The 11,744-nt window shown below is 74.3% G+C and carries 8 protein-coding genes; 1 reads left to right on the top strand and 7 read right to left on the bottom strand.

The features are described 5' to 3' along the window. Positions 1-5 precede the first annotated feature (5 nt). The 3 genes from ACN27D_RS02625 to ACN27D_RS02615 are packed head-to-tail and all read right to left on the bottom strand — an operon-like array spanning position 6 to position 3,993. On the bottom strand, positions 6-1,289 hold the full coding sequence (locus ACN27D_RS02625) for an ABC transporter substrate-binding protein (RefSeq protein ID WP_120569026.1): 1,284 nt from the start codon (positions 1,287-1,289) through the stop codon (positions 6-8). A gap of 21 nt (positions 1,290-1,310) precedes the next feature. Further along, a complete protein-coding gene (locus ACN27D_RS02620; protein ID WP_121686106.1) occupies positions 1,311-2,906 on the bottom strand; it encodes an FAD-dependent oxidoreductase in 1,596 nt (531 codons plus the stop codon). A 40-nt stretch (positions 2,907-2,946) separates the two neighbouring features. Further along, complete coding sequence (locus tag ACN27D_RS02615) at positions 2,947-3,993, bottom strand: LacI family DNA-binding transcriptional regulator (RefSeq protein ID WP_364809597.1); 1,047 nt, start codon at positions 3,991-3,993, stop codon at positions 2,947-2,949. Positions 3,994-4,376: 383 nt separating this feature from the next. Here ACN27D_RS02615 and ACN27D_RS02610 point away from each other — a divergent pair, with 383 nt between their 5' ends. Next, entirely contained in the window at positions 4,377-4,862 is a 486-nt protein-coding gene (locus tag ACN27D_RS02610; protein WP_421498460.1) for a hypothetical protein, read from the top strand. Between the two features lies 1 nt (position 4,863). Here the strand turns inward: ACN27D_RS02610 and ACN27D_RS02605 are convergent, their stop codons facing one another. The 4 genes from ACN27D_RS02605 to ACN27D_RS02590 form a co-directional block, all read right to left on the bottom strand. Continuing rightward, positions 4,864-5,673: a metal-dependent hydrolase gene (locus ACN27D_RS02605; RefSeq protein WP_091427497.1), complete on the bottom strand. Its 810-nt coding sequence runs from the start codon at positions 5,671-5,673 to the stop codon at positions 4,864-4,866. A 119-nt stretch (positions 5,674-5,792) separates the two neighbouring features. Further along, on the bottom strand, positions 5,793-8,246 hold the full coding sequence (locus ACN27D_RS02600) for a protein kinase domain-containing protein (RefSeq protein WP_421498459.1): 2,454 nt from the start codon (positions 8,244-8,246) through the stop codon (positions 5,793-5,795). A gap of 80 nt (positions 8,247-8,326) precedes the next feature. Next, on the bottom strand, positions 8,327-9,652 hold the full coding sequence (locus tag ACN27D_RS02595) for a glycosyltransferase family 4 protein (protein ID WP_421498458.1): 1,326 nt from the start codon (positions 9,650-9,652) through the stop codon (positions 8,327-8,329). Between the two features lie 130 nt (positions 9,653-9,782). Beyond that, positions 9,783-11,726 (bottom strand): amylo-alpha-1,6-glucosidase, encoded by a 1,944-nt coding sequence (locus ACN27D_RS02590; protein ID WP_421498457.1) that lies wholly within the window; start codon positions 11,724-11,726, stop codon positions 9,783-9,785. Positions 11,727-11,744: the final 18 nt, after the last annotated feature.

Raw genomic sequence — 11,744 nt, 5'->3', positions numbered from 1 at the left:
CGGCCCTACTTCGCCAGCAGCGGCTGGATCTTGGTGCAGACGCCGTCGAGTACGCCCTTGACGTCCGCGTCCGCCTGCCACAGCGGGTCGAGCGCGGCACGCACCTGCTGGCTCAGCTCGGCCTGCCCGGCGTGGCTGGGCTTGACCACGCCGTTGGTGATGCCGTCGATGACGACCTTCTGGAGCTGCTCCGGCTTGAGCTTCGGGTTCGTCTTGGCCAGCGTCTCGGCGGTGAGCTGGGACTGCCGCGGCGGCGGGAAGAACTGGGCCAGCTTCGCCGAGTTCGCGGGGTTGGTGAAGAAGGCCAGGAAGTCGGCGGCCTGCTCGGCGTGCGGGCTCTTCTTCAGCACGCCGATGCCGGCCTGGCCGGACACCGCGTACGGACCCTTCGGGCCGGCCGGCAGCGGGACCAGGTCCCACTCGAAGCCGTCGTCCTTCAGCAGCGAGGCGCGGGAGATCTGGGTGACGGTCATGGCCGCGTCACCGGCGAAGAAGTCGGCAGTCGTGCCCGGTCCGGGCAGCGCCTTGCCGGTGAAGATCGCCTTGTGCAGCGTGGTCATCGCCTCGACCATCTCCGGGCTGTTGAAGCCGCAGCTCCGGCCGTCCTCGCTCCACGCCTGGGCGCCCCAGCCGGTCCAGAACGTGGCCAGGTTGTCCCAGCCCTTGTAGTCGAAGTCGCGGAACACGAGCCCGGCCTTGCCGGACTTCGCCGCGGTGGCGCCGGCGGCGGCCAGCGCGGTGTCCCAGTTCCACTGACCGGCCGCGATCAGCTCGGCCGGCGTCTTCTGCCCGGCCTTCTTGAGCATGTCGTTGTTGACGAACACGCCGAACGGCGAGGTCGAGAACGGGTACGCGAAGAGCTTCCCGTCGTCCTGCCAGAGCTTCAGCGTGGCGGGGGACAGGTCGTCGTACTGGTAGCCCTCGGCCTTCTTCAGGGTGTCGTCGAGCGGGCGCAGCGCGCCGGAGGCGACGAAGTCCGGAGCCGAGTTCTCGAAGATCCACGCCAGGTCCGGCGCGTTGCCACCGGCGATCTGCGTGGTCAGCGTCGTGGTGTAGTTCTCGAACGGCAGCGGGTCGAACTTGATCTCCGCGACGTCCGGGTTGTTCTTCCGGTACTCGTCGGCGATCTCGTTGAACAGCTTCATGTGCGCCTCGTTGGCGGACCAGACGGCCATCCGCAGGCTGACCGGACCGTCGTCCTCGGCCCCGTCGCCACCGCCACAGGCAGTAAGCGCGAGCACACCGGCCATGGTCGCCGCGACCAGACCGGACAATCTTCCGTATCTCACTTTCGTCTCCTCACCGGGGGTTCAGTAACCCGCGACCTGCGGCCAGCGGCATTCCACGCCGGCGGCCGAGATGCGGTCCGTGAATTCGGCCAGCAGGCGGGGGGTGCCGCGGACCGCGCGCGGGGACTCGCCCCGCGCAAGGCAGAAGTCGGCGAGCAGGCCGGCGACCTCACCGACGTTCCACTCGACCGGGTGCAGCCGGTAGCTGCCGTTGGTGATGTGCGTGGTGCCGATGTTCTTGCCGGCCGGCAGCAGGTTCTCCATCCGCTGCGGGATGAGCGCGCCGAGCGGGATCTCGAACGGGCAGGAGCCGACGTCGATGTAGTTGTCGCCGCCGGTCGACGGGTGCAGGTCGATGCGGTACATGCCGACGCCGACGGAGTCGGGGTAGCTCACCGCGCCGTGCTCGCCGCGTACCGCGAGGGAGAGGTCCTGCTCGGCCACCGTGTACTCGGCGCGGATGCGGCGCGACTCCCGGATGTAGGGCGCCTGCGCCAGCCCGTCGGCGCTGCCGGTCACGTCGCCGCGCAGCCGCAGCCCGGGGAAGCCGGTGCCGCCGTCGGGGCGGGGCGCCTCGGTCTGCAGCCAGTACAGGACGGAGTACGACAGCTCGCGCGCCTGGGACAGGTGCCAGGACGCGTTCGGCACGTCGATGACCGGTCCCTCGAAGTAGTCGATCATCGGCCAGTTGACGAGTGTGATGTCGCTGCCGTACGCGCCGTCGACGAAGTTGCGCCGCGCCGCGATGCGCCGGAACGTCCACAGGTTGCCGTCGCCCGGGTTGAGCCGCTGGTCGGCGTTGACGCCGAGCGGGTCGTCGTCCGGGTTCGGGGTGAAGCTGCGCTCGACGATCTCCAGCGTGCGCGGGTGCGGCGACCGCCAGGACAGCAGCCGGTCGCCCCAGAAGTCGGGCTTGTAGTCGCGCCAGAAGTCGTAGCCGGCGGGACGGTCGATGGTGTGGTCTCCGTCGACGTGGTCCAGCGCGAAGCAGACGGACACCGCCTGCATGTTCAGCGGCTGTGCCTCGGCGGGCGCGCTCGGCTCACCGGTCTGCGCCTGCGACTCGAACCCGGTCACGTACTCGGTGCCGGTCAGCGGCAGCAGCTCACCGGTCTCGGTGGCGTCCAGGACGTACGGCGCCTCCACCTCGATCCGCTCGTCGCGGTCCCGGTGGGCGAGCGTGACGCCGGTGACCCGGTCGCCGTCGGTCTCGGCCGCGACCGGCCGGTACGGCTGGAGCACCGTCAGCCGCCCGGACCCCCGGTACGGCGCGAGCATCTGCTCCAGGACGGCGACCGCCACCCGGGGCTCGTGACAGAGCCGGCTCACCCAGCCGGCGCCCGGGTTCAGGTCGGTCCACGCCCGGGACCGCTCGGTCAGCGGGTAGTGGCGGCGGTAGTAGTCGCGGATGCCGTCGCGCAACTCCCGGTAGCTCGCGGTGGCGCCGAACTGCTCGATCCAGGAGTGCTCGTCCGGCGGGACCGCCTGGCTGGTGAGCTGCCCGCCGAGCCAGTCGAACTCCTCGGTCAGGATGACGGACCGCCCGGCACGGGCCGCGGCCAGCGCCGCGGCGACACCGCCCAGTCCGCCCCCGACGACGAGGACGTCCGCACGCATTAGTACCACTTGCTTCCTTCCAGTTGCGCGGCCGGGCGTGTCAGCGCCGGTCGGCCGCCGTTCCAGGGACGCCGAGGGTGTCGCCCTCGACGAGTTCGCAGGGCAGGAGCCGTTGCTGGAGGCCGCCGGCGCTGCCGTCGATGACGCCGGTGAGCACCTCGACGGCCTGGCGGCCCATCTCCTCGCGCGGGATGCGGAACCCGGTGAACGTGATGTCGGTGGGCACCGGGACGGTCGGGTCGCCGAGGGTCACGACGGACAGGCCACCGGGCACCGTCAGCCCCTTGCGGCGGGCGGCCGCCTCCAGCGCCACGGCGGTGGCGAAATCCTCCACGAAGGCGACGGTGCTGCCGTCGGCCCGCAGGTCGTCCACTGTTGCGTCGGCGGTCTCCGCCGTCGCGGTGATCTGGCGGGCGCTCTCCGCGCCGGCCGCGCCGGCGTGGAAACCACTGCGCCGGTCGTGCGAGGACTCGGCCGCGGTGCCCATGCCCACGTACGTCAGGCGCCGGTGCCCCAGGTCCAGCGCCCGCTCCGCCAGCCGGTGGACCGCGCTGGCGTAGTCGGCGCCGACGTAGGGCACCGGTCCGCCGGCGTCGTCGCGGCGACCGACGGCGACGTAGGGGAACCCGTCGCGGTTGAGCCGGAGCAGCTCCGCGCCGTCGATCTCCCGGCCGAGCAGGATGCATCCGTCGGCCAGGCGCAGCCGGTTGTCCTGGTGGAAGATGCGCCGCCGGCCGTCCACCACCGGCGCGCTGGTGAACAGCAGCAGGTCGCAGCCGACCCGTTCGGCGTACTCCTCGATGCCGAGCAGGAACGGGTGGAAGAAGTCCCGGCTGCCGCTGGGGAAGGCCGGCTCGTAGGTGAAGACGCCGATGATCCGGTTGAACCCGGAGGCGAGGCGGCGGGCGGCCGGGTCGGCGGCGTACCCCGTCTCGGCGATGACCTGCAACACCCGGTCCCGTGTCTCCGGCGCGATCCGCACGTCGGCGTCGGTGCGGTTGTTCAGCACCAGCGACACGGTCGCCTGGCTGACGCCGGCCATTCGCGCGATGTCACGCTGGGTGACACGCCTGGGGGGAGGAGTCACGTCGGTCCTTCCACTGCCGCTAATGCGTATTAGCGATCGGGTCGGGATGGAGCCTCGCTGCTCTCCCGGCGTCCTGTCAAGGGGTGGCCGGGAGATTTCCATTCGATGAACTCCCTGATCTAATGCGGATTAGCAGCGCGAGCGCCGCCGCCCGGCGGCTGTTCGGGCGGGAGATCTTGACAAGGGTGGACCGAGCGCGCGACAGTAGGCGAACCTCGGCGCTAATGCGCATTAGCGTGTCGTCGATCGTCCACACGGACGATCGACGACTACTGCTTCCCTACTCAGAGTGATGTCGGGTGCGGCCTCTGCCCGCCGCAACCCCGGGCACTACCGTTCTCATCGGACGGTCGTGGCGCCGTCCGTACGGGGGAGGGGACAACGTGGGCAGCACTGTCGCTCGTCATCTCGCGGGAGCCGCGGCGGCGTGGCTCGTCGTCGTCGCGGAGGCGGTCGTCGGCTACCTCGGGCTGCTGGCGTACGCGCTCGTCACCGGCGCCGACCCGGGCGGCCCGCTGGCCGGACCACTGCTGGTGCTGATCGCGGCGTTGCTCGGCGTGGCCGCGCTGCCGCTGCTGTTCGCGCCGGCGGTCGCGCTCGGTGAGGCCGCGGGCCGGCGGCGGACCGGTCCGGCGCTCGCATTCGCCGGGCTCGTCGCGGTCGTGCTGGCCGCCGGGTACGCCGCCGCGACGGCGGTCGCCACGGACGTGCCCGGCACCCGGGTGCCGCTGGTGGCCGGGATCGCCGCGCTGCTGGTCCTCCCGCCGACGGCGGCGTACGTGCTCGCCGCCGGCGGTGTGGGATGGACGGCCCGGATGATCCGGCACCGGGCGGCCACGGCTCGTGCGGTGCGCGCCGAGGCGGGCTGACCTACACCTGGATGTCGAAGCGCTGCAGCACCGAGGGGGCGACCAGCCCCACCGCGGCCAGCACGGACAGGATCGTCATCGCGGTGCGCAGCACCACCGTCTCGGCCTTGCTGCCGGTACGCAGGGCGATCTTGTTGGGCAGGCCGACCATCGTCCACATGCGACGCTTGATCGGGATGGGCCAGAGGATCGGCACGCCGGCCCGGGTGATCATGTCGCCGAGGATGTGCACGAAACAGCCCACGCCGACCGCGAGCCCGATCATCGGATAGCCCCGGTCGCCGGGCAGGTTGGCGAACGTGAACCAGGCCGCGGCGGCGGACACCAGCGTCACCACCACCCAGCCAGCGCGCTCGGCCCACTTGTCGAAGAGCCCGCGCAGCGCCAGGCCGATCATGAAGAAGAGGATGCCGACCACCGCCCACTTGCCGTAGTGGGCGCACAGCGCGGTGGTGCCCCAGCCGACGAGCACAGTGAACGGGATGGTGTGGGTCAGCGTGCGGTGCCCGTTGTTGCGGCGCGGATCCTTGCTGAGCTTGGTGGCGTAGTAGACGCCGAGCGAGATCTTCTCCATCACCTCGGCGACGAAGAGGCTGACCACACCGAACGTGCGGGCCACGGTGGCGCCGCCCTGGTTACGGGTGACCTTCCCGGACAGGTCGAGGTCGGGGAAGAGGGCCCCACCGGCGCAGACCGCGGTGCCCACCGCCAGGGCCAGCGGTGTCTGGTGGTAGTCCGCGAACTGGGCCATCGCCCAGGAGCCGGTCAGCCACACCGCCGCGCCCGAGAGCGCGTGGGACGGTCCCATCATCTCGGCTCGCCCTTCCCGAAGATCTTGATCCACAAAAACTACGCCACTGTAGTCAGCCCGTGCGACAGCGGGGCATCAGCCGGACGGTCCACTGGGGAAGGGGGGCCGCGGGCGCCGCCTCAGCCTGCCGTACGGGTGGGCTTGACGGTGCCGAGGCTCGCGCGGATGACGGCGAACTGCTTCGAGGCGGCGGTCCAGTCGGCGTCGGACGTGGTCCAGCCGAGCGTCCAGCCGGCCCGTTCGCCGGGCAGGACGCGCATCGCGTGCATCCGCTCCCCGTAGGGCGCGGTCCAGAGGCACTCCCACGCCGCGCCCGGGCCGTCGGACTCCAGCCGGACCCGCAGGTAGTCCGGCAACCGGCCGGCCGAGGTCAGATCCCGCTCGGACGACTTCAGCCGGCCCACCGGATCACCACCCGGGTACGGCTCGACGCCCAGGATGCGACGCGTCGCCGGGTCCTGGAAGCAGGTGGTGTCGCCGGAACGCAGTTGCAGCCAGCCGGCGGGCAGGGCGATGCGGAAGCCGCCGGTGTCGGCGGGCCAGACCCAGCCGGCCGGTACGGTCACCCGCGGGTCGTCCGGGGGCGGACCCTTGCGGACCGGCGTGCCGGCCACGTCGGGCCGGACGCAGGGGAACGGCGGAGGTGGCGCGCCCGGCCCGGGCGGGCGGTCCCAGGGGCGGGCGACGGCCTCGGTCGAACTGCCCGCCTGCGGCGTCTCGTCCCGGCCGCCGGTGATCGCCAGCGCGGTGCCCACACCGGTCACCACGGCCAGCAGCACGGCTCCCAGCACGAGTCCCCAGCGGTGCAGCGGGTTCCCGTCACCCGAGGTCAGCGGGGGATCGGCGGGGCGGGGGACCCCGGCGGGCCGGGGAGGGGCGGGATGCACCGCGCCGCTGTCGACCGGCCCGCTGTGGGCGACCGGGGGAGGCTTGGCGACCGGCGCGGCGCCGGGGCCGACGATGTGCACCGGGCTGAGGGCGTCGGCGCGGGGCGCCGACTCCGGGCCGGCCGGGCTGCCCGGGTCGACGAAGCTGGTGAGGACCGTCGGGCCGAGGCTGATCGGACCCGGGCGGGCCGGCCCTCTCCGGGGCGGCTCCGGGGTCGCGTCCGGGGCGGCCTGCTCCGGGTCACCGGGGCGTCCCCGTTCCGGGTCGCCGGCCCGGCTCCGTTCCGGGTCACCGGCCCGGGCGCGATCCGGTGGCGCCGCCCGGCCCACCGCCGCCGCCCGGCCGACCACACCCGAGCCGCCGATCCCGGCCGAACCACCGGCCGCGGCCCGGCCGTCGCCCCCAGTGGGACCGCCGACCGCACCCGAGCCTGCGACCGCACCCGAGCCGCCGTTGGCCTCGGCGCGACGGTTCGCATCCGGCGGGCCGCCCGGGGACGAGGGACCGCCTGCGTCCACGCGCCCGGCCGCCCCCGAACGGCCGGCCGGGGACGACGGGCTCCCCGCGTCCGCGCGGGCCGCCGGGACAGCGCGGCCGGCCGGGTCAGCGGCGCCGGCCGTGTCCCCGGACGGTGGCGCGCGGTCGCCCTCGGCGGGCGGGGCCCATTCGCTGCGCTTCGCCGCCCGGCTCCACGCGCGGGCGGCGGCGGCCGGCGGCATCAGGTCCGGGTAGATGCCGCCCGGAGCCGCCGGGTTCCCCGGTGACCCCGGCTCGTCACCCGCCGGACCGTCGGCATCTCGTCCGGCTGCCGGCCGGTCGGACGATCCGGCGGGGGCGCGTACCGCGGAGCCGGCGGCCTCCGCGTCGGCCTCCGACACCGCGGCGACGCCGAGCAGGCGCGCCGTCTCGCGGTGCCCGAGGCGGGTACGCGGATCGCGCCGCAGCAGCCCGGCCAGCACCGGCATCAGCGGGCCGGCGTGCGGGGCCGGGTCGGGCGGCCGGGTGGCGAGCGCGGCGAGCGTGGCCATCGCGGTGCTGCGGGCGTACGGCGAGCGGCCCTCCACCGCGGCGTGCAGCGTGGCGCCGAGCGACCACATGTCCGCCTCGACGCTCGACACGCCCTCGGCGGCCCGCTCCGGTGCCACGTACTGGGGGGAGCCGAGGACCAGGCCGGGCCGGGTCATCGCGCCGTCGCCGCCCTCGAACACCGCCAGCCCGAAGTCGGTGAGCAGCACCCGCCCGTCCCGGGCCAGCAGCACGTTCGCGGGCTTCACGTCGCGGTGCAGCACCCCGGCGTCGTGCGCGGCGCGCAGCGCGGCGAGCACCGACAGGCCGATCTCGGCGGCCCGTCCGGGCGGCAGCGGCCCGTCGCTCTCGATGATCTCCTGGAGCGAGCGGGACGGGACGTACTCCATGATCAGCCAGGGCTCGCCCTGGACCCGGACCACGTCGTAGACCCGCACCACGTTGGGGTGGTTGAGGCGCGCGGACGTGCGCGCCTCGCGCAGCGTACGGGCGCGCAGTTCGTCCCGCTCGTTCTCGGCGAGCCAGTTCGGCGGCACGACCTGCTTCACCGCGACCTCGCGTTGCAGCTCCTCGTCGCGCGCCCGCCAGACCTGGCCCATCCCGCCGCGGCCGACCAGTTCGAGCAGGCGGTACCGCCCCGCGATCAATACCTCCCGCACCGCACTCCTCACCGCTGGTCAGTGGTCCACAATAGCCAACGGATCGGACGGTACCTATCGCCTGTCAGTGCGTCATGCCCCTAACCTGCCGCGCCGGCGAGCAGGTTGCCCTCCGGGACGGCGATCGGGGACCGGTCGCCGGCCAGCAGGGCGGTGGCCCGGCGGGCCTGGAACGCGTCGTGGTCGCGGCGGGCGGCGGCGTAGCTTCCGGCGGTCCGGGCGGCGATCGCGGACCAGGTGTACCGCCGGCTGACCATGGTCCGGGCCTTGCGCGCCACCCGCCGGGCGAAGACCTCGTCGCCGAGCAGCCGGTCGACGGCGCCGGCCAGCGCGTCCGGGTCGCCGTGCGGGAACGTCACGCCGGTCACGCCGGGCTCGACGATCTCGGCCAGCCCGCCGGTGCGCGCCACCGCGAGCGGTGCTCCGGCGGCCGCCGCCTCCAGCGCGATCATGCCGAACGGCTCGTAGAGGCTGGGGATCACAGTGGCGTCGGTGGCGGCGAGCACCGCGGGCAGCTGGGTGGCGTCCATGAAACCGGCGAACCGGACCGTGTCCCCCAGGTGCAGCCGCCGCGCCTGGTCGACCAGCTCGTCCTTGTACGGCCCGTCCCCGGCGATCACCACCCGCAGGCGGGGGTGCCGCTTCGCCAGGTGCGGCACGGCGTGCACCAGGTGCTGCACGCCCTTCTCGTAGACCAGCCGGCCGGCGTACCCGACGAGCGGCCCGCCCGCGGCGAAGCGCGCCCGGGCGGAGGCGACCGCGTGCGGCCGCGCCCGCCAGGCCCGGTCGTCGACGCCGTTGGCGACCACGTCGATGCGCCCGGCCGGTACGCCGAACAGCCGGGCCACCTGGTCGCGCATGTACCCGGAGCAGGCGATCACCCGGCCGGAGGCGTTGCTCAGCCAGTGCTCGACGCCGTGGATGGTGCGGTTCATCTCCTCGGGCAGCCAGCCCTGGTGCCGGCCCGCCTCGGTGGCGTGGATGGTGGTCACCAGCGGCACGTCGAGGTGCTCGCGCAGCGTCATCGCGGTGTGCGCGACGAGCCAGTCGTGGGCGTGGATGACGTCGTAGGAGCCGGTGGAGGCGGCGCGCAGCGCGGCCCGGGTCAGGGTGTGGTTGAACGCCATGGTCCAGGCCAGCAGCGATCCGGTGGCCAGCGGGAACCGGACCGGGTCCTCGGCGGCGCGGACGATGCGCACGCCGTCGGCGTACTCCTCCAGGGGAGCGCCCTCGGCGTGGCGGGTGACGACTGTGACCTCGTGCCCGGCGGCGGCCAGCGCCACGGAGAGCGCGTGGACGTGGCGGCCGAGGCCACCGACGAGCACCGGCGGGTACTCCCAGGAGAGCAGCAGCACCCGCAGGCGCCGGGCGGGCTGGATGTCGATCACTTCGGCGTCAGCTGACACGCGGCCCCCTTTGAGTTGTGGCGTCCCCACCCCGGCGGCGGCGTCGCCGCGGTGTCCGGTGGGGTCGCCGCCCATCCTGCCCAGGGGTCGATAACCGGCGGCGACGCGCCGGTTGCCGGTCTGTAACGCGTTACCGGCGCATCCGCCGCGCGCGCAGCAGCTCGGCCACCGACCACGCCTGGAACGGGCATCCGGTGGCCGCGTGCGGTGCCGCGCCGTCGGCGGTCTCGCTCACCGAGCCCAGGCCGTCCTCGGCGAGGTGGCCCACGAGCCCCACCAGCAGGTCGTCGGTCGGCAGCCCGGCCCGGCGGTACGCGTCGAGCAGCGGCCCGGTCAGCCACGGCCAGACGGTGCCCTGGTGGTACGCGGAGTCCCGCTCGGCGGGCCCGCCCCGGTGCCGCCCGGTGAAGCCGGGGGAGTCCGGGGCGAGGCTGCGCGGGCCGAGCGGGGTGAACAGCGCCTCGGTGATCCGTCGCAGCGTGGCCTCGTCCGGCTCCAGCGGCGCGTGCGGCAGGGACCAGGCGAGCAGCTGGTTGGGGCGCAGCAGGTCGTCGTCGTGGTGCGCGGCCCCGCCCAGCGGGTACGCGGGCGCCGGCGCGTCGACCACGTCGTGGAGCCAGCCGGCCGGGGCGGGGAACCGCTCCCGGAACGCGGTGCCGGCCCGGCGGTGCAGGTCGTGCAGCGCGGTGGCGTCGCGCCCGGCCAGCTCGGTCAGCTCGGCGAGCCCGGCCAGCCCGTTGATCCACAGCGCGTTGACCTCGACCGGCTTGCCGGTACGCGGGGTCACCGGCACCCCGTACACCCGGGCGTCCATCCAGGTGAGCGCCACGTCCGGCGGGCCGCCCTGGGCCAGCAGCCCGTCGGCCGGGTCGACGCCGATGCCGTACCGGGTGCCCGCCACGTGCGCCTCGACCACGCCGTGCAGCGCGGGCAGCAGCTCGTCGCCCAGGTCGGTGTCGCCGGTGACTGTGACGTGCCGGTGGACCGCGTGCAGGAACCACAGCGTGGCGTCGACGGTGTTGTACTCGACCCGGCCGGTGTCGGCCGTGTTCGCCAGCATGCCCCCGTTCAGCGTGGCCGCGTACGCCCGCAGCAGGTCCCGGCCCTCGTCGGCCCGGTTCGTGCACAGGAACAGGCCCTCGTAGGAGATCATCGTGTCCCGCGACCAGGCCCCGAACCAGGGGTAGCCGGCGACCACGTCCGGGCCGGTGGCGGTGCGTACCACGAACGCGTCGGCGGCCAGCGCGAGCGTCGCCTCGACCGCGTCGCCGGGTTTCGCCGCCGCCACCACGGCCCGGCTGCGCCGCCGGGCCGCCTCGACCACGGCGGTCGCCGGCGGCGGCTCCTCGGCCAGGTCGTCCGCCCAGGCCAGCACCGACACGGTCGCGCCCGGCTCGTCGAGCGCGCCGGTGAACCGGCCCGCGTACCAGAGGTCCTCGTCCGGGTGCAGGCCGCGCTCGGCCTCCGTGCGGTGGCGGACCCCGTGCCACCACTGCCCCTCCGGGGCCCAGTCCGGCCCGGCCAGGCGGTACGCGCCGTCGACCACCGCGCCGCCGGCCGCCGGTTCCAGCCGGGGCGCCGGACCGTCGGCGCGCCGCTCGCCGTGCGCGTCGCGCCAGGTGCACGCCGCGGCCAGGTCGAGCCGCACCGGGCCGCCGGAGATCAGCCGGTGCACCACCGCCACGCAGGAGCGGCCGTACGTCATGGCGATCTCGCGTTCGATCACCACGTCGCCGATGCGCCACCGCCAGCGCGGCACCCCGTCGGCCAGGTCGAAGTGCTCCAGCAGCTCGAAGCCGCGCGGGTCGACCACGCCGGAGGACCACTCGTGCGCGCCCAGGCGGACCTGCCGCCCCGACGGCAGCGTCACCGCCGGGTCGAGGCTCACCAGTCCCACCTTGCGGGACGCCGGCGTGTCAGCGGCCACCACGAGCAGCCCGTGGTACCGGCGGGTGCGCAGTCCGGCGACGGTGCCCATGGCGTACCCGCCGCGCCCGTCCGTGACCAGCCATTCCCGCGCGGCGGCGGCGGACAGCTCGCCGCAGACCCGCGGCCCGAAACGGATGTCGATCAACTTTCCTCCACCGGCAGC

Origin of the sequence: Micromonospora sp. WMMD1274, from assembly GCF_049179035.1 — a bacterium.
In the GTDB taxonomy this organism is placed as follows: Bacteria; Actinomycetota; Actinomycetes; order Mycobacteriales; family Micromonosporaceae; genus Micromonospora; species Micromonospora tulbaghiae.
Note: the sequence above shows the minus strand (reverse complement) of the source record. Positions and strands in the feature narration are given on the sequence as shown.

What these genes read in the sequence shown, in the direction of transcription:
- ACN27D_RS02620 (WP_121686106.1), bottom strand. Translation starts at nt 2,906, where the DNA reads ATGCGTGCGGACGTCCTCGTCGTCGGGGGCGGACTGGGCGGTGTCGCC.
- ACN27D_RS02605 (WP_091427497.1), bottom strand. Translation starts at nt 5,673, where the DNA reads ATGATGGGACCGTCCCACGCGCTCTCGGGCGCGGCGGTGTGGCTGACC.